Origin of the sequence: Vicingus serpentipes (assembly GCF_007993035.1) — a bacterium.
GTDB lineage: Bacteria > Bacteroidota > Bacteroidia > Flavobacteriales_E > Vicingaceae > Vicingus > Vicingus serpentipes.
Window position 1 is genome coordinate 100780 of sequence record NZ_VOOS01000005.1, and the last position, 19949, is coordinate 120728.

At 32.2% G+C, this 19949-nt stretch carries 15 protein-coding genes; 9 read left to right on the plus strand and 6 right to left on the minus strand.

Annotated features, from left to right (window positions below; genetic code table 11):
- The first annotated feature begins 74 nt into the window (after positions 1-74).
- Positions 75-1013, plus strand: coding sequence for a hypothetical protein (locus FRY74_RS10865; RefSeq protein WP_147101477.1), 939 nt, complete (start codon positions 75-77; stop codon positions 1011-1013).
- Here FRY74_RS10865 and FRY74_RS10870 read toward each other — a convergent pair.
- Both FRY74_RS10870 and cyoE read right to left on the minus strand, forming a co-directional pair.
- Complete coding sequence (locus FRY74_RS10870) at positions 1010-1525, minus strand: DUF420 domain-containing protein (RefSeq protein WP_147101479.1); 516 nt, start codon at positions 1523-1525, stop codon at positions 1010-1012. The two genes, FRY74_RS10865 and FRY74_RS10870, sit on opposite strands and share 4 nt — an antisense overlap.
- A gap of 2 nt (positions 1526-1527) precedes the next feature.
- Complete coding sequence (cyoE, locus tag FRY74_RS10875; protein ID WP_147101482.1) at positions 1528-2418, minus strand: heme o synthase; 891 nt, start codon at positions 2416-2418, stop codon at positions 1528-1530.
- 200 nt (positions 2419-2618) lie between these two features.
- Between cyoE and secA the strand changes: the two genes are divergently transcribed.
- The 3 genes from secA (at position 2619) to FRY74_RS10890 (ending at position 10660) form a co-directional block, all read left to right on the plus strand.
- A complete protein-coding gene (gene secA, locus FRY74_RS10880) occupies positions 2619-5966 on the plus strand; it encodes a preprotein translocase subunit SecA (protein ID WP_147101484.1) in 3348 nt (1115 codons plus the stop codon).
- 186 nt (positions 5967-6152) lie between these two features.
- Positions 6153-7235, plus strand: coding sequence for an acyloxyacyl hydrolase (locus FRY74_RS10885; protein WP_170228013.1), 1083 nt, complete (start codon positions 6153-6155; stop codon positions 7233-7235).
- A gap of 125 nt (positions 7236-7360) precedes the next feature.
- On the plus strand, positions 7361-10660 hold the full coding sequence (locus tag FRY74_RS10890) for a S8 family serine peptidase (protein WP_147101489.1): 3300 nt from the start codon (positions 7361-7363) through the stop codon (positions 10658-10660).
- 83 nt (positions 10661-10743) lie between these two features.
- On the opposite strand, the gene FRY74_RS10895 is transcribed toward FRY74_RS10890, so the two are convergent.
- Both FRY74_RS10895 and lpcA read right to left on the minus strand, forming a co-directional pair.
- Entirely contained in the window at positions 10744-12291 is a 1548-nt protein-coding gene (locus FRY74_RS10895) for a YifB family Mg chelatase-like AAA ATPase (RefSeq protein ID WP_147101491.1), read from the minus strand.
- Positions 12292-12867 (minus strand): D-sedoheptulose 7-phosphate isomerase, encoded by a 576-nt coding sequence (gene lpcA / locus FRY74_RS10900; protein ID WP_147101493.1) that lies wholly within the window; start codon positions 12865-12867, stop codon positions 12292-12294. It lies immediately after the preceding gene.
- 103 nt (positions 12868-12970) lie between these two features.
- Here lpcA and FRY74_RS10905 point away from each other — a divergent pair, with 103 nt between their 5' ends.
- Positions 12971-13417 (plus strand): hypothetical protein, encoded by a 447-nt coding sequence (locus FRY74_RS10905; RefSeq protein WP_147101496.1) that lies wholly within the window; start codon positions 12971-12973, stop codon positions 13415-13417.
- A 68-nt stretch (positions 13418-13485) separates the two neighbouring features.
- On the opposite strand, the gene kbl is transcribed toward FRY74_RS10905, so the two are convergent.
- A complete protein-coding gene (kbl, locus tag FRY74_RS10910; protein ID WP_147101498.1) occupies positions 13486-14676 on the minus strand; it encodes a glycine C-acetyltransferase in 1191 nt (396 codons plus the stop codon).
- A 167-nt stretch (positions 14677-14843) separates the two neighbouring features.
- On the opposite strand from kbl, the gene FRY74_RS10915 reads away from it, so the two are divergent.
- Positions 14844-15299 (plus strand): COG2426 family protein, encoded by a 456-nt coding sequence (locus FRY74_RS10915; RefSeq protein ID WP_147101500.1) that lies wholly within the window; start codon positions 14844-14846, stop codon positions 15297-15299.
- Between the two features lie 51 nt (positions 15300-15350).
- Here the strand turns inward: FRY74_RS10915 and gdhA are convergent, their stop codons facing one another.
- The gene (gdhA, locus tag FRY74_RS10920; protein WP_147101502.1) at positions 15351-16700 is read right to left on the minus strand and encodes an NADP-specific glutamate dehydrogenase; all 1350 of its coding nucleotides are present in this window, start codon (positions 16698-16700) and stop codon (positions 15351-15353) included.
- A 316-nt stretch (positions 16701-17016) separates the two neighbouring features.
- On the opposite strand from gdhA, the gene FRY74_RS10925 reads away from it, so the two are divergent.
- Genes FRY74_RS10925 through trpD form a run of 3 tightly spaced genes read left to right on the plus strand, consistent with a single transcriptional unit; the run spans position 17017 to position 19948 of the window.
- On the plus strand, positions 17017-18393 hold the full coding sequence (locus tag FRY74_RS10925) for an anthranilate synthase component I family protein (protein ID WP_147101505.1): 1377 nt from the start codon (positions 17017-17019) through the stop codon (positions 18391-18393).
- Positions 18390-18962, plus strand: coding sequence for an anthranilate synthase component II (locus FRY74_RS10930; protein WP_147101507.1), 573 nt, complete (start codon positions 18390-18392; stop codon positions 18960-18962). Before FRY74_RS10925 ends, FRY74_RS10930 begins: the two co-directional genes overlap by 4 nt.
- Positions 18962-19948, plus strand: coding sequence for an anthranilate phosphoribosyltransferase (gene trpD / locus FRY74_RS10935; protein WP_147101510.1), 987 nt, complete (start codon positions 18962-18964; stop codon positions 19946-19948). The genes FRY74_RS10930 and trpD overlap by 1 nt, the downstream gene beginning before the upstream one ends.
- The last annotated feature ends 1 nt before the right edge of the window (position 19949 follow it).

Below are 19949 nucleotides of genomic sequence, written 5' to 3' on the forward strand. Positions count from 1 at the left end.
AGTTAATAAAAAAGCATCTTAAAATTTAAGATGCTTTTTTATTTATAGTTCTTTGTACTTCTAATAAAACTTCATTGAACAAGTTAATCACTATATCCATTCTATTTATTTGCTTTAGTTTAAGCTCTTTTGGTCAAATATTAGACCTTAATAAACCTCTTTTTAGTGACGAACCATTTTTCAACACAAACTTTATTCGCCTGAATAAAATAAAATCAATCAAAGGCTCTCGATCTACAAAAAAAGTAAAAGATATTATCAGAACTAAAGGACTCGATTTTTATTACGAGTTTAATGCTGTTGGAAATTTAACCATGCAGATTTCCACTTTCCATGATGCTAGACTTAGAAAAGACACTAATGTGATTAATTATTATTATGATACTAATAACAATTTAGAATTGATTCGTAAAAATGATACTTATGGGTATTATTCACATGAGTTTTCTTATGATAAATTAGGAGGAATAAACAAACAAACATATTGTAGGGAAGAAAATTTATGTGAAGCGAAAAATTATTTCCAATTAGGCAATCGCTATATAATCAAAAGTGATAGTTTTTCCTATCAAAAACTTAGTGATAAACAAATTCAAAAGACCTTTTATAACAATTATAAAAAACCATATAAAGAGCAAATTGACTATTACAATGAGCTAGGATATTTAAGTGAAAAATATACCAAGTTTTTAATTGGAAATAAAAAACATAAAACCACTTATAAATATGATGAAAAAGGACGCATCATTGAGGTAATAACAAATGAAGACTTAAGCACTTCTAACACAAAAACCGAAAAATATTATTATGATGATTTTGATAATGTTTTAGAAATAAAGATTTATGAAAATGAAACATATAAAATATCTAAACAGTTTTTATACGACAAAACAACATTTCTCTTAACTGCACAACTAATTCAAGAAGTAGAAACTGAATTTATAAAAATTATTCAGTATCAGTACACATTTTTTAATGGAGAATCAACTAATCTATCTTTAGAAGATAATTAATAATAAGGGGAAATCATTAAATATACTACCACCCCACTAACAGCAACATAAAGCCATAAAGGAAAAGTAATTTTTGCAATCCTTTTATGTTTATCAAATTGATTTGACAACGTTTTAACATAAGTAATTAATACTAATGGTATAATTGCAATTGATAAAATAATATGAGAAATTAGTATAAAGTAATAAAGGTACTTTATACTTCCTTCACCTCCAAATGGAGTAGGATCTGATGTCATATGATAGGCAACATACATCAACAGAAACAAAATTGACAAAATTAAAGATGCCTTCATTAATCGTTCATGAAGAATACGATTTCCATTTTTAATTGCAACTACTGCTAAAAGAAGAAAAATTGCAGTTAAGCCATTTGTTGAAGCATAAATAGGAGGTAGAAAACTAAGTGGTTCAACATTAGGCAATCTAACACCAAATAAAGTAGCAACAGCTATTGGTAATATTATAGAAATAGATGTGATTAGTTTATTATAAGAGGCTTCCGTTTTCATTGTTAAACTTTATCTGCCAAAATAAATAAAAGAGAAAAAATCAAATACACATAAGACATCAACATTACTCTTAATGCATATTTATCATCTTGAGTTTGCATTAACTTAAATGCTGGAAAAACCATTAAACAAGACAGTAAGAACAAACCAACTGTAGCAATTCTTCCAGTTACATTAAAATATTCAGGCAAATAACTAGAAAGCATTAATAATAAACTGCTAATAAAAATAATAACAGCGCTAGTTTTATTCTTCTTATCATAAGGCAACATTTTAAACCCGGCTTTTTGATACTGCCCATGCAAACGCCAAGCGATGGCCCAAAAATGAGGAAATTGCCATAAAAACTGGATAGCAAACAACATACCTGCCTCAAAGCCAAAACTACCAGTTGATGCTACCAACCCCAACATTGGAGGGATTGCTCCGGGAAAAGCACCAACAAAAACTGCATAAGGAGAAATTCTTTTTAGAGGAGTGTAAATTGCAGCATACATAAAAATAGCCAATAAGCCTAGCACACCACTTAGTGGATTTAAGGCAATCCATAAAACAGTAATTCCAATAATTCCTGACAAAAAAGCAAAAACAATTACCTCATTTACATTTAATTTATTTTGAGGCAGAGGTCTACCCTCTGTTCTTGTCATAAGTTTATCATGATTACGTTCAATAATTTGATTAAACGTATTAGCAGAACCAGTAACTAAAAAGCCACCTATTACTAAACTTATAATTTCTGAAAGATTATATGTTGCAGCTCCTATAAAATAACCAAAAACTGCTGAAATCACTACAAAAACAGTAATCTTAAGTTTTAAAATTTGAGCATAGCATTTCAATTTTTCCATTAAGCTAATTGCTACTATACTTTCTGTTTTTACTTGATTCATATAAATTTAACGAGCCACAAATATAAATAATTGAGCGCATAATCAAAAATGTAAATAATCAATACTGTTTTTTTATTTCAACCTTCAAAGTTCTTAGTTAATTAACTACATTTGTCGGTTATACAAGTCAAATTGTCCGACTAGTAAAAATGGTAAAATTTTTGACTTTGTAGCGATTCATTTATAAACAAATATTTAAGATGGCTGGAGCAGGATTATTAAATAAAGTTCTAAAAACTTTTTTAGGAAGCAAAACCGATAGAGATTTAAAAGAATTATCACCTATAATAGAGCAAACTAATGCAGTTTACACTCAACTTAATTCATTGTCTAATGATGAATTAAGAGCTAAAACAAATTCTTTTAAATCAAAAATAAAAGAATATACAAAAGAAACCGAAGATAAAATTGCAGCGTTAAAAACTAAAATTGACGAAGACAATAATCTTTCCATTCATGATAAAGAAAACATCTACAATGAAATAGATGAACTAGACAAAAAAGTTCTTGAACAAATTGAAGAAGTTTTACTAGAAATTCAAGCTGAAGCCTTTGCTGTTATAAAAGAAACATCAAGAAGATTTGCAGAAAATAAAACCATAGAGGTTACCGCAACCCAAATGGATAGAGATATTGCTGCACAAAGAGATAGCGTTGAGATTAATGGTGATAAAGCAATTTATCATAATTCATGGCTAGCAGCTGGAACAGAAGTCACATGGGCTATGGTTCATTACGATGTTCAATTAATTGGCGGTAGTGTGTTACACCAAGGAAAAGTTGCTGAAATGCAAACTGGTGAAGGTAAAACTTTAGTTGGTACATTACCCGTATATTTAAATGCTCTTGCTGAAAGAGGGATTCACTTGGTAACAGTAAATAATTATCTAGCAAAAAGGGATTCTGAATGGATGGCTCCAATTTTTGAATTCCATGGAATGACTGTTGACTGTATTGATAAGCATGAACCTAATTCGCCAGAAAGAAGAAAAGCATATTTAGCAGATATTACTTATGGTACAAATAACGAATTTGGATTTGATTATTTAAGAGATAATATGGCTCGCTCGCCAGAAGATTTGGTTCAACGGAAACATCATTATGCAATTGTAGATGAAGTAGATTCTGTTTTAATTGATGATGCACGTACACCTTTAATTATTTCTGGTCCAACTCCTAAAGGAGACAAACATGAGTTTCATGAATTAAAACCTAGAGTTGAAAAATTAGTAGCTGAACAAAAGAAATTTGCTACTGAAGCATTAAGTGAAGCTAAAAAATTATTATCTCCATTAAGTAATGGAGAAAAAATAAGTAAAGAAGATCAAGAAAAAGGTGGCTTAGCTCTATTAAGAGCACATAGAGCATTCCCAAAAAACAAAGCTTTAATTAAGTTTTTAAGTGAGCAAGGAATTAAAGCCATGCTCCAAAAAACTGAGAATTACTACATGCAAGACCAAAACAAAGAAATGCCTAAGGCAGATGAACCTTTGTTTTTTGTGGTGGATGAAAAAAGTAACTCAGTAGAATTATCAGAAAAAGGTATTGACTTAATTACTGGAGCAGGAGAAGATCCAAAATTCTTTGTCATGCCTGATATTGGTTCTGAAGTTGCAGAGATAGAAAAATCTAATACTTCAGAAGCTGAAAAACTTGCTGAAAAAGATAGAGTTATACAAGATTACTCAGTAAAAGCAGAAAGAATCCATACTATTAACCAATTATTGAAAGCATATGCAATGTTTGAGATTGATGTTGAGTATGTTGTAATGGACAATAAAGTAAAAATTGTTGACGAACAAACTGGCCGTATTATGGATGGCCGTCGTTATTCTGATGGATTACACCAAGCTATTGAAGCTAAAGAAAATGTGAAAGTTGAAGCTGCTACGCAAACTTATGCAACTGTAACTTTACAAAATTATTTTAGAATGTACCATAAACTTTCGGGAATGACTGGTACTGCGGAAACTGAATCACAGGAGCTTTGGGATATCTATAAATTAGATGTAGTTATTATTCCAACTAACAGACCTATAGCCAGAGATGATAGACAAGATTTGGTTTACAAAACTAAAAGAGAAAAATATACAGCAGTAATTGATGAAATTGTAACATTAGTAAATCAAAAAAGACCCGTATTGGTAGGTACTACTTCTGTTGAAATTTCTGAGTTATTAGGAAGAATGCTTAAAATGAAAGGCATTAACCACAATGTATTAAATGCAAAACTACACCAACGTGAAGCTGAAGTGGTTGCCGGAGCAGGTCAACCAGGAGCTGTAACAATTGCAACAAATATGGCTGGTCGTGGTACCGATATTAAATTAGGAGAGGGTGTAAAAGAAGCTGGAGGTTTAGCAATTATTGGTACTGAACGCCACGATTCTCGTAGAGTTGACAGGCAATTAAGAGGTCGTGCTGGTCGTCAAGGAGACCCAGGTTCATCTCAATTTTTTGTTTCGTTAGAAGATGATTTAATGCGTTTATTTAATTCAGAGCGTATCATTAAATTAATGGATAGAATGGGCCTTGAGGAAGGTGAAGTTATCCAGCATTCAATGGTTACTAAATCAATCGAAAGAGCACAGAAAAAAGTAGAAGAAAATAACTTTGGTATTCGTAAGCGATTATTAGAGTACGATGATATTATGAACTCGCAACGTGAGGTTGTTTACACTAAACGTAGAAATGCTTTACATGGAGAACGTCTTGGGGTTGAAATATCAAACATGATTTATGATGTTTGTGAAGACATTGTAAATGATGCTCAAGATCATGGTGATTTCGAAACCTATAAAATTGATTTAATTCGTTTATTATCTATTCAAAATCCTTTCCAAGAAAAAGAATTTTTTGAAGGAAATGCAATAGAATTAGTTGAAGAATTACATGATTTAGCATTAACTCACTATCACAAAAAATCTGAGTTAATTGCTCAAATGGCATTCCCTGTTATTAAGGATGTTTATGAAAATCAAGGAGCTCACTACGAAAACATTTTAGTGCCAATTACAGATGGTCAAAAAGTTTTAAATGTATCAACTCCTCTCGAAAAAACTTACCAAAACGAATGCAAAGAGTTAATAAAATCTACAGAAAAAAATGTGATTTTAGCGATGATTGATGAGGATTGGAAAGAACACTTACGTGAGATGGATGAATTAAAGCAATCGGTACAAAGTGCAGTTTACGAGCAAAAAGACCCATTACTGATTTACAAATTTGAGGCATTTAAATTATTTAATTCTTCGTTATTAAAAATAAATAAAGAAGTAGCTAGTTTCTTAATGAAATGTAGCTTACCTCAGCCAAAAGAAGGTGCTCCAGAAATTGAAACAAAAGAAGCGCAAGCTCCACAAAAAAGTGAAGTAAGTAATCTTCAAACTAGCAGACCGGATAATTATGCTGCTCCTCAACAACAAGGACAACCTCAACAAGCAGAAAAACCAAAAGCCCAACCTGTAAGAGTTGAGAAAAAAGTAGGTAGAAATGATTTGTGCCCTTGTGGAAGTGGTAAAAAATTTAAACAATGTCACGGAAAATAAATTAAACGATAAGTATATTAAAGGGCTATGAAATTCATAGCCCTTTTTATTGCTTTTATATTTTTATATTTGAACACTAAAACTCTAGTTATTACTTTCTTTAAACAGATATCACTTTTCTTTCTTTTCTTAATTGTTGTTTGTAGCTCCTTTGGACAATCAAAATACTTTTTAGAAACCGAATTAATGGGCGGGAAAATAGTCCCTAACTATTCTGTTAATTTCCCAAAATCAACTCTTCAAACTGCATTTGCTATTAATTTAGGCTCTTTTAATACGGACACTTCAAGTTGGGCAAGATATTACAATTTTCCCGAAACAGGTTTAGCTTTTTTTGGGTCCAACCTAGGTAATAATAAAATTTACGGTAATCAGTTTAGCTTATCACCCTATATACAGTTTAAGTTAAAAAATAAAAAAAATCCTTTTTACATAAAATTAGCCATTGGAGCTTCTTACTTTACTACTCATTTTGACAGTATTAGTAATACAGACAACGTTGCTATTGGCTCTGGTTTCACTTGGGGGTTTCAGGCTTTTTTATATAAAACCATTTACCATAATAATGGGTTACATCTTCGTTTCGGAGGAGGATATTCTCATGCTTCAAACGGACACACACAGCTCCCTAATTTTGGATTAAATTCAGGACTATTAAGTTTAGCTGCTCAATTTTACAATCCTAAAAAAGAACCTAAGAATCTCCTTTCTGTTTCAAAACAAAAATCAAAATCCATCTTCATTAATTTTAGACAAGGGATAGGGTTTCATGAATTAGGCGGAACTGCAGAACCTATCGGAGGTACAAAAAGAGAAGTTTACACTTCAGCTCTATCTTTAGGAATCATATTTAATAAACACTTAAAAGTGAGAACTGGGTTTGCTTATCGTTATTATGAACAGTACAATAATTATATCGTAACAACTCAAAACGCTGATTATATTTCAGCCCCAAAAATTAATTCTTCTAACATCTATTTTTTTATTGGCTCAGAGTTTTTAATGGGGCACATTGGATTAGATGTAATGGGAGGTTTAAACTTATATAAGCCGTTTTATAAAGAATTTAATACCGTATATGAGAAAAATGAAGGGCCAACTTATTATTTAAAAAAACTATTTGCTTCGCGAATGGGTTTGAATCTGTATCTAATTAATACAAATAAACTTCCTCAACACAACTTTTTTATTGGCACACATATAAATGCAAATTTTGGTCAAGCAGACTTTACGGAATTTAACATAGGTTATCATTTTCAATTAAATTAAACATAACTGTTTTTATTGTTAAATTCTCAACAATCCAAGGGTGTGGGAAATTAAAATTTATTTATTAAAACTTATTTAGTAATTTTAATACTCTTTTAATTTACACTAACTAAACTAAAATAAGTATGAGAAAAATTGCTTTGGCAGTCGGCTTACTGATAAGTAGCTTTGGGTTTGCCCAAACGTATGATTCCAATTTTTTGGATGGTAGCATCTTGTTTCAACTCAAGAAAAATGTTCAAACAGCTGAAACATTAAAAGATAAACCTGAATCATTGGTTAAAAATGAAAATATTGGTGATTACCCTGTATTAAGAAATGCTCTTAAAGCGTTCTCAATTTCAGACTTTAATCGTCCAGTTTATCACACAGGAAAAGATGAATTACAAAAAATTTATCGTTTAAAATTTAGCAATTACGCTGAAATTGATGAAATCATAAAAAAGTTAAGTCAATTAGAGGATGTAGAATATGCTGAAAAAGAACCTATTTATAAGTTAAACTTCGTACCTAATGACCCTTTATATAATGGTACTGGAAAATGGTATCATGATTTAGTTGGTTCTGAAGCTGCATGGGATATTAGCCAAGGTAGTAACTCAATAAAAATTGCAATTGTTGATAATGCAGTATATGCTGATCACGTTGATTTGACAACATATAAGCAATGGGATATTGCTGACAATGATGCTGATGCTACTCCTCCTGCTGGTGGAGGTTGGGCTCATGGAACTCACTGTGCTGGCTTAGCAACTGCCGATATTAATAATTCTATTGGTGTTGCTTCTTTAGGTGCAAATTGCGAATTAATTGGAGTTAAAGCAACTCCAGATAACGCTCCAAGTGGTGATGCAATATATTATGGATTTGAGGGTGTTGCATGGGCTTGTGCTAATGAAGCCAATGTTGTTAGCATGTCTTATGGAGGTACAGGTAACAGTACTGCTATGCAAAACTTAATTAATTCTTATCCTGAAGTGGTTTTCTTAGCTGCTGCTGGAAATGATGGGAATACAGTTTTACAATATCCAGGAGCATATGACAATGTTATTTGTGTTGGATCTGTTAATGGAAATAATTCACCTTCAAGTTTTACAAATTATAATGGTGCTACTTCTTTTGTTGATATTGCTGCACCAGGTGGAGGTGCTGGTTCAAATAGCTTTGGCGGCTTAAACAGTACATACTATAGTGGTTCTACAGGAAATTATGCTGCGATATCAGGTACTTCTATGGCAACACCATTTGCTGCTGGGCTAGTTGGTTCTATGCTAAGCATTAACCCAACTTTAACACCTACTCAAATAGAGAACTGTTTAAAAACAACTGGAGTACCAACTGGCGGCACAAGAGATATTGGACCAAGAATTGACGCTGCTGCTGCTCTAGCTTGTGTTGCTGCAACTGTTACAGGTGATCCTTTAGTTCAATTTATTGGAGCTCCAACATCAATTTATGAAGGGCAAACTGTAACATTTACAGACCAATCTATCGATGGCGGAAACACTATTACAGATTGGCAATGGTCATTCCCTGGAGGAACTCCTTCAAGTTTTAATGGTCAGACACCACCAGCTATTACTTATTCTACGGCAGGGGTTTATACCGTTGAATTAACAGTAACCAACACACAAAGTGCAGCTACAAAAACAAGAACAGACTATATTAATGTTAGCCTTGAACCTTATGGTGCTTGGATTATACAAAACTCTGGATTTACAAATGCAAGTACAGGAATTGGACACATGGATGTAGTTGATATAAATACCGTATGGGCTATTGGTCAAGATGGTACTGGTGGTGGTGCTAACTACCAAGAAATGACTAAAACAACTGATGGAGGAAATAACTGGAGCGTTCAAACAATTGACATTGGTGATCCTAACTTAGGTATTTCTATGGTTTCTGCAATAGATGACATGAATGCATGGTTGGTTGCTTATCCTCAAGCTGCTGGACAAACAGGCGGAATATGGAAAACTACAGATGGAGGAGCAAATTGGACAAGACAAAATAGTGCTTCTTATAATAATGCTTCATCTTTTAGTAATGTTGTTCATTTTTGGGACGCTAACAATGGGTTTTGCCAAGGAGATCCAATTAATGGAGAATACGAAAACTATACAACCACTGATGGTGGTGCTACATGGAATCTTGTAAATGGAGCAAACATTCCGAATCCAACAGCTGGAGAGTATGGTTATGTTAGAGACATTGAAGTAGTTGGAGACACTGTTTGGTATGGAACAAATACTGGGAGACTTTATCACTCTACAGATAGAGGATATACATGGAATGTGTACCAAACTCCTGTAACTGATATGGGTGGTTCAAATTACTCATTTAAAGACGGTTATACTGGAGTTTTAACTACTGGTGGTGTTGTATATAAAACTACAGACGCTGGAGCTAACTGGACTCAATTAACTACTACAGGATCAGTGTTTGAAAGTGGGTTGTGTTATATTGAAGGCACAGAAGTGATATTTACAACTGGTACACAAGGTTCTTCTTATAGTGAGGATGGTGGAACTACATGGAATATTATTGATACTGACCAACATACTGTTTGTGAATTTGTCAATCCAACTGTTGGTTGGTCAGGTTATTTTACTGTAAGTTCTGTTGAACATGGTATCTGGAAATGGAATAGTTTAAACACAAACTTAACTGCAGATTTTAACGCTTCTCCTTTAATTGCTTGTGTTGGTGATACTATTCAGTTTACAGATTTAACTACTGGAGGAACTCTTACTGATTGGAACTGGCAATTTTTCGGAGGGACTGCACTAGATGCAACCGTTCAAAATCCTCAAGTTTATTATTCTGCTCCAGGAAGTTACAGTGTTCAACTTACTGTTGGAGATGCTGGTGGCCAAACAACAGTATCTAAAGGTGCATTTATTACAATTGTTGCTGCTCCTGCTAAACCACTTGTTGTTGGCGGACCTGCTACTGTATGTCAAGATTCTCTTGCTAGTTATGGTTGTCCTTCAGTTCCAGATGTATTCTATGTATGGCAATTACCAGCAGATTGGTTAGGCACTAGTACTACTCAAAACATTACTGCTACGGTCGGTACAATGTCTGGAACAGTTGGTGTTGCAGCATCTAATGTTTGTGGAGTAAGTGCATTTAAAACTAAAGCTGTAACCGTAGATGTATGTAGTACAGTAGGAATTAATGAAGTTGAAAATGGTGTTTTAAATGTATATCCGAACCCAGCTTCAACTGCATTAAATATTTCTGTTGATAACAAGCTTCTTAATAACTCAATTAATGTTATTGATGTATTAGGTAACATAGTTTATACTAATTCAATCAATTCAAATATTGAAACAATTAACATTTCTAATTTATCTAAAGGAATGTACTTTGTTAAAATTGAAGGAATAGATAATCCTATCAAATTTATTAAAGAATAATTTTGTTAGAATACTAACACAAAAAAGGGCTTTGAAATATTCAAAGCCCTTTTTTATTTATAAAGAAATAATGTTTTTGTACTTTAACCAGCCCACCCTTCTCTGTCTAGACTTCTATATTGAATAGCTTCAGCTACATGGTTTGTTTTAATCTGTTCAGAAAAATCTAGGTCAGCAATAGTTCTACTTACTTTTAAAATTCTATCATAAGCTCTTGCAGATAAACCTAATTTATCCATTGCTTTTTTTAATAAGCCTTGAGCTTTTTCATCAATAACACAAATTTCTCTTAATTGTTTAGCATTCATTTGTGCATTTGAATGCACCCCTTTATTTTTAGAAAATCTTTCCTCTTGAAGTTCTCTTGCTTTTATAACTCTGTCCCTAATTTGATTACTACTTTCACTATTAGAGACCTCGACCTTTGAGCTTAATTCATTAAATGATACAGGAGTAACCTCAACATGTAAATCAATTCTATCTAATAGTGGTCCTGAAATTTTACTTAAATATTTTTGTACTACACCAGGCGAACAAACACAGTCTTTCTCTGGGTGATTATAATATCCACACGGACATGGATTCATAGAGGCAACCAGCATAAAACTTGCAGGATAGTCAACAGTAAATTTTGCCCTAGAAATAGAAACTCTTCTATCTTCCAAAGGTTGTCTTAACACCTCAAGAACTGTTCGTTTAAATTCAGGTAATTCATCTAAAAAAAGTACTCCGTTGTGTGCTAAAGAAATTTCACCAGGTTGAGGAAATCCACCTCCTCCAACTAAAGCAACATCAGAAATGGTGTGGTGTGGCGATCGAAATGGCCTTACACTAATTAAAGAGGTTTCTTTTGCTAACTTACCTCCTACTGAATGAATTTTTGTTGTTTCTAGTGCCTCATTTAAGGATAGCGGAGGTAATATTGTAGGTAATCGTTTTGCAAGCATTGTTTTACCTGCTCCAGGAGGTCCTATTAAAATTACATTGTGCCCTCCAGCCGCAGCTATTTCCAAGGCCCTTTTAATATTCTCTTGGCCTTTAACGTCTAAAAAGTCAAAATCTACACTGTTTAAGTTTTCATAAAACTCTTTTCGGGTATCAATTTCTGTTGCTTCAAGTTTTTTATCACCGTTAAAAAACTCAATAACTTCTTTAATATTATCAACACCATAAACTTCAATGTCGTTAACAATTGCAGCTTCTCTTGCGTTAGCTTTAGGCAAAATAAACCCTTTAAAACCTTCTTTTCTAGCTTGAATAGCTATTGGTAAAGCACCTTTAATTGACTGTAAGCTTCCATCTAATGAAAGTTCTCCCATTATTAAGTATTCGCCAACTCTATCATCTTTTATTTGTCCTGAAGCTGCTAATATTCCGATAGCAATAGTTAAGTCGTAGGCAGATCCTTCTTTTCTGATATCTGCTGGTGCCATGTTAACTACTGTTTTTTTACCAGGCATTTTATATCCTACATTTTTCAGTGCTGATTCTATTCTTTGTTGACTTTCTTTAACAGCATTATCTGGTAGTCCTACCATAAAAAATTTCATGCCACGATCAACATTTACTTCAACAGTAATTGTTATCGCATCAACGCCAACAACAGCACTACCAAAAGTTTTAACTAGCATTTACTGTAATTTTTCTTCTATATAATGTATTAATGAATGGATTACTTTGATGTGTATTTCTTGAACTCTATCAGAGTATTGAGAGTGTGGAGCTCTAATTTCAACATCACACATTTCAGATAACTTACCTCCATCTTTTCCAGTCAACGCAATAACTTTTATGCCCTTTTGCTTAGCTACTTCAACTGCTCTTAATACATTCTTTGAGTTTCCACTAGTACTTATTGCCAACAACACATCTCCTGGATTTCCAACTGCTGAAACATATCTTGAAAAAATCTCATCAAATCCATAATCATTACCCACACAAGAAATATGAGATGGATCTGAAATTGAAATTGCAGCTAAAGGTTGCCTATTCTCTCTAAATCTTCCTGTTAATTCCTCTGCAAAATGCATTGCATCACACATAGAACCTCCATTTCCACAAGAAATTACTTTTTTACTTTTTAAAAATGAATCTACCATCAAATCTCCAGCTTCAACAATTTTAGTTAAGTTATTTTCATCAGTCAAAAATTGGTCTAAAATTTGTTTAGCTTCTATAAAATTGTTTTTTATTAACTTTAAACTCATTATAAATAGGATATTTTACGATTATAACACATTTTTTAATTATCAAATTTAGATAATAAATAAAGTATTTCTATTTTTATATCCACTTTTAAGAATTACACTTATGAAAAAATTATTACTAAGCTTACTTACTTTAATTACAATAAGTACTTTAAAAGCTCAAACAGAAGACGACAGTCAAATTACTTGTTATCAAAAATATGCTGAAGTTTTTGAAAAAAGAGGAGCGGAAGATGTTGATGATGGAACTTACAATGATGTTATAATTACTTTTAGAAAAGGTAGTATGGCAGATTGTTTTATGGGAAAAGTAACTGTTAAAGGCGGCGCAATTGATCCCAACGAAATGTATTTACGATTTGTAGATGATGAGTATGAAAAAGTAGACCGTAAGTATAGATACCCTGATCAAGTTGTAAAGATTATTAATGGTATGAGTAGAACTATGGTAACTGTAGATGACGAATTAATCGATGTTTTATTTACCAAAAAAATTAAACCTAAGAAAAAATCCTACGTTAGAGCTTCAGATCCTGACTTTGATTTTTAACAAAAATATATCCTAAAATAATAAAGGCGAGCCAACTGGTTCGCCTTTATTATTATCACTGTTTCTAATTATTTTATAACTCCCAATTCTTTAGCAATTTTTTCAAAAGCATTAATTGCTTTATCTAAATGGGCTTTAGTATGAGCTGCAGAAATTTGAACTCTAATACGTGCTAAATCTTTCGGCACAACTGGATAAAAGAATCCAACAGCGTAAATTCCTTCTTCTAGTAATTTATCTGCAAATACTTGAGCTAATTTTGCATCATACAACATTACCGGAACTATAGCTGAATCTCCATTTCTAAACTCCAATCCAATTCTTCTCAAACCATCTTTAAAATAATTCGTATTCGATTCTAAAGTATCTCTTAACTCAGTTGTTGTACTTAAAAGGTCAAATACTTCAATTGATGCTCCTACAATTGAAGGTGATAATGAATTTGAAAACAAATATGGTCTGGAGCGTTGGCGTAACATATCAATCACCTCTTTCTTACCTGAAGTAAAACCACCCATTGCTCCACCCAGAGCCTTTCCTAAAGTAGAGGTAATAATATCTACCCTCCCCATTACATTGTTATGCTCGTGTGTTCCTCTTCCCGTTTTACCAATAAACCCTGTAGCATGACAATCATCAACCATAACCATCGCATCATATTTTTCAGCTAAATCGCAAATTTGATCTAACTTAGCAACATATCCATCCATAGAAAACACGCCGTCTGTTACAATAATTCTGTTACGCTGAGCTTGAGCAGCTTTTAATTGTTCTTCCAAGTCAGCCATATCACTATTTTTATAACGGTAACGAGCAGCTTTACATAATCTAACACCATCAATTATAGAGGCGTGATTTAATTCATCAGAAATAATAGCATCATCAGCACCAAATAATGGCTCAAAAACTCCTCCATTAGCATCAAATGCAGCTGCATAGAGAATAGTATCTTCCATACCTAAAAAATCAGAAATCTTTTTTTCCAATGTTTTATGAATATCTTGAGTTCCACAAATAAATCTAACCGAAGACATTCCATATCCATGAGTATCAAGTGCTTTTTTAGCTCCTTCTATTACTTTTGGATGAGAAGATAAACCCAAATAATTATTCGCACACATTATTACCACGTCATCACCTGTGTTAACTTTAACTTCAGCACCCATAGGTGTAGTAATAATTCGTTCTTTTTTATATAGACCAGCATCTTCTATGTTCTTTAATTCTTTCTGTAAATCTGATTGTAATTTGCCGTACATAATATTTGTTTTTAGAAAAAACGAATTTACTACTTTCAACGAAAGTATTTATAAAGTTTGTTTACTTAAATAGATAAGTTAACGACAAAAAAATATCATCTAGCTAAAATAAGTTACTTACATCCGATTTTTTACGATATTGTAATCCTTAAAAAAAGGTTAAACAAATGTTAACTGAATTTATCACTACTTTCTTAATTAGCATATCTCCTTTAGGAGAAGCTAGGGCAGGTATTCCCTATGGAGTTATGAATAACCTTCCTGTTGGCTGGGCTTTTTTAGTGGGATGGATTGCAAACATTTTAGTTTTTCCTCTTTTTTTTAAAGGCATTAGTTTCTCAAATAAAACTTTATGGAAGAGTCGTACTTATAAAAAAGGTGCTGTTTACTTATCGAAAAGAGCTAAAAAGAAAACTAAAAGTAGTATTGATAAATATGGTTTATGGGGATTAATGGTTTTTGTAATGATTCCTCTTCCAATTACTGGAGCATATATCGGAACATTAGCAGCCTATATTCTTGGCATGGATTATAAAAAAGCATTTTTGGCTGTAACAATTGGTGTTACAATATCAAGCATAATAATAGCTGGAGGAATGTATCTTGGAACTTCTCTTAAATAAAAAAAGCTCCATTTTAAATGGAGCTTTTTTATATCTAAGTAATTATTTGAATTAAACCAACCCTTGATCTAACATCGAATCTGCAACTTTTACGAATCCAGCAATGTTTGCTCCTTTTACATAATCAACATAATTACCTTCTTTACCATATTTTACACAAGCTTCATGGATTGAAACCATAATTCCATGTAATTTTTCATCAACTTCTTCTGCTGTCCAAGACAATCTTAAAGAGTTTTGAGACATTTCTAATCCAGAAGTAGCAACACCACCAGCATTAGAAGCTTTTCCAGGAGAAAATAATATTTTAGCATCAGCAAAAACTGCAATTGCTTCAGGTGTAGATGGCATGTTTGCTCCTTCAGCAACACAAATACAACCGTTAGCTATTAACATTTTAGCTTCATCTCCATTTAACTCATTTTGAGTAGCACATGGCAAAGCAACATCACAAGCAACTTCCCACGGTTTTTTCCCTTCGTGGAATTCAAAACCATCAAATTTATCAGCAATTTCTTTTACCCTACCTCTTCTAACATTTTTAAGATCCATTAAGAAATCTAAATGTTCTGAGTGAAAACCATTAGGTGCATAAACATATCCAGAAGAATCAGAAACAGTAACAACTTTACCTCCTAAATGTATAACTTTTTCTAATGCATATTGTGCAACGTTACCTGATCCAGAAATCACGACTGTTTTACCTTTAAAAGAATCTTCTTTTGTTGCTAGCATTTCTTTAGCAAAATACACTGTACCGTATCCTGTTGCTTCTGGTCTAATTAAAGAACCACCCCAGTTACGTCCTTTACCAGTTAAAACTCCAGTAAATTCGTTTCTTAATCTTTTGTATTGTCCAAACATATATCCTATTTCTCTTCCTCCAACACCTATATCTCCAGCAGGAACATCAGTGTCTGGTCCAATATGTCTTTGTAATTCAGTCATAAATGATTGACAGAATTTCATTACTTCGTTATCTGATTTTCCTTTAGGATCAAAATCAGAACCACCTTTACCACCACCCATAGGCAAAGTAGTTAATGAGTTTTTGAAAACTTGTTCAAATCCTAAAAATTTAAGAATTGATAAGTTTACTGAAGGATGAAATCTTAACCCCCCTTTGTAAGGTCCAATAGCCGAGTTAAACTCAACTCTAAATCCTTTATTAATTTGGATTTGACCTTTATCATCTAACCATGGCACTCTAAACATAATTGTACGCTCAGGTTCTACCATTCTTTCTAAAATTTTCGCCTCTTTGTATTTAGGTTTATCAGCAATAAACGGAATAACCGCTTCTGCAACTTCTTCTACTGCTTGTAAAAATTCAGATTCGTGAGCTTGTTTCGCTCTAACGCCATCCATAAAAGCGTCAATTTCTGCTTGATGTTGTGACATGCTTATTTATTTAAATTGTATGTAATTTATTATCAAGACAAATGTAACTTTTTTTCGAGTTTTCACATTTTTTTTTGTCAAAAAATGACGACTTATATTTTTATAGGAATTTCATGTTTTCAACTGAATATAAAATAAGTTTTGCTTTTGTATTTTATTTTTATCTACATTTGTAATCGATTATGGGAATGACAAAAAATACAAATTGGTGGTGGTTCAGTTTAAACTCAATAAACGTGAACTAAAAACCTCTATATAAGAAATTTAAAAAAGGCTTAACTCACGTTAAGCCTTTTTTTATATCAAAAAATTTAAAATGAATATTACTACAAATACGACAACTTTTTTAGCTGACACTATTACTCCTGTTGGTTTACACCTTAATTTAAGAGATAAATTTTATAATAGTTTTTTACTAGAAAGTTCTGACTATCATAGCAATGAAAATGCTTTGTCGTTTATCTGTTTAGCACCTCTCGCAACTTTTAAAGTAGAAAGCAATTCCATTCAAATTAGCGGTTTAGGTCTTGACAAAAATGCAACTATTATACAAGGGAGCGATGTAACTTTAGGATTACAACAATTCATCAATCAATTTCCAGTAAAAGAAAAAACTATTAATGGCATTTTTGGTTATACTGCTTATGACGCAATTCAATACTTTGAAAAAATAAATATTAAAAAAAATAAAAAGGAGAATGCAATTCCTATTATAAACTATAGCTTCTATAAATACATTATTCAAATCAATCATTTTAAAAATGAATTAACGATAATAGAAAATCTAGTTGATGATGAAATTAGTGAAATTGACAAAATTGAAAAGCTAGTGAAAACAACATCACACCCTCAATATAATTTTAAATTGGAAGGCGAACAACATTCTAACTTAACCGATGATGATTTTAAAGAAATGGTTAAGAAAGGAAAGTTTCATTGTCAACGAGGCGATGTTTTTCAAATAGTGCTTTCTCGTCAGTTTCTACAAAAATTTAAAGGCGATGAATTTAATGTATATCGAGCTCTTCGTTCAGTAAATCCATCACCATATTTATTTTATTTCGATTTTGGAGATTATAAGTTATTTGGATCTTCACCTGAAGCACAAATAAAAGTTGAAAATGGAAAAGCAACTATTAACCCTATAGCAGGAACATTTAAAAGAACTGGTAACGATATTGAAGATAGAGAATTAGCAGAAAAGTTAGCAGCAGATCCTAAAGAAACAGCCGAACATAATATGCTGGTAGATTTAGCAAGAAACGATTTGAGTAAACACGGAAAAAATGTAAGAGTAAAAACTTATAAAGAAGTTCAGTTTTATAGCCATGTAATACATTTAGTCTCTGAGGTAACAGCTGATATTAATCAAAAAGAATCAGTACAATTATTTGCCGATACTTTTCCTGCAGGCACATTAAGTGGAGCTCCAAAGTATAAAGCATTAAAGCTAATTGAAGAGTATGAAAATACAAACAGAGGTTTTTATGGGGGTGCAATTGGCTATTTCGGTTTTGATGGAAGTGTGAATCATGCAATTACTATTCGAAGTTTTTTAAGTAAAAAAAATACACTTTACAGTCAAGCTGGAGCAGGTGTTGTTATTAAATCTAACGAAGAAAGTGAGATGCAAGAAGTGAAAAATAAATTAGGAGCTTTACAACAAGCATTAAAATTAGCAGAACAGTTATGAAAAAGATATTAGTTTTAGATAATTACGATTCATTTACGTACAATTTGGTTCATTATATTGAAGCAAATGGAAAATATGAAGTTGATGTTTTTAGAAACGATGAGATTTCTATCGAACAAGTTAACAATTACGAAACAATTGTTTTATCACCAGGCCCAGGATTACCAAGTGAAGCAGGTATTTTAAAAGATTTAATTAAAACTTATGCTCCAACTAAAAAAATACTAGGAGTTTGTTTAGGAATGCAAGCTATTGGTGAAGTTTATGGTGGTAATTTAGAAAATTTAGATACGGTTTATCACGGTGTTGCTACTAATTTAACAGTAACAGATCATTCAGATTTAATCTATAAAAATTTACCACAAAACTTCAATGTGGGGAGATATCATAGCTGGGTAATATCAAGAGAAAAATTCCCCGAAGTGTTAAATATTACTGCTATTGAGGAAAACAATCAGATTATGTCTTTAAAACATAAAGACTATAATCTTTATGGCGTTCAATATCATCCAGAATCGATATTAACTGAGAATGGAAAAGAAATCATAAATAACTTTTTAGCAATCTGATGAAAGTAATTTTAAATCAATTATTCGAACAACAAAAATTATCTGAGCAACAAGCTTACGATGTATTAACAAAGATTGGAAATGGAGCTTACAATTCATCTCAAGTAGCTTCTTTTTTGACTGTTTTTTTAATGCGAAACATTTCTGTTGACGAGCTTAAAGGTTTTCAAAAAGCCCTTTTAGACTTGTGCTTAAAAATAGATTTATGTGAGTTTAATACAATAGATTTATGTGGAACTGGTGGAGATGGAAAAAATACATTTAATATCTCTACTATTTCCTCTTTTGTAGTTGCAGGAGCTGGTTATAAAGTTGCTAAACATGGAAACTATGGTGTTTCTTCCAATTGTGGTTCATCAAACGTGCTGGAGTATTTAGGATATAAATTTACCAATGATGAATCTAAATTAAAGAAGCAATTAGATATCGCTAATTTTTGTATGATGCATGCTCCATTATTCCATCCTGCAATGAAAAACGTTGGTCCAATTAGAGCTGAGCTAGGAGTAAAAACTTTCTTTAATATGCTTGGTCCAATCGTTAATCCTTCCTTTCCTAAAAATCAAATGGTTGGAGTTTTTAATTTAGAATTAGCTAGAATTTATAATTACCTGCTACAAGATTCTACTAAGAATTTTAAGGTGGTACACAGTTTAGATGGATATGATGAAATATCACTGACAAGCAAGTTTAAATTGATTTCAAATAATGGAGACTATTTAATTTCTCCTAAAGAAATTGGTTTTGATCAATTAAATCAAGCTTCCATTTATGGTGGAGAAACTATACAAGAAGCAGCTAAAATATTTATTGATGTACTAGAAAATAAAGGAACTAAAGCTCAACAAAATGTTGTTATTGCGAATTCTGCTTTTGCGATTCAATGTTTTGAACCAACTAAGTCTTATGATGAATGTAAGGGCTTAGCAATAGCTTCTTTAGAAGCTGGTAATGCAATAAAATGCCTTAAGGCGGTAATTAATTAAA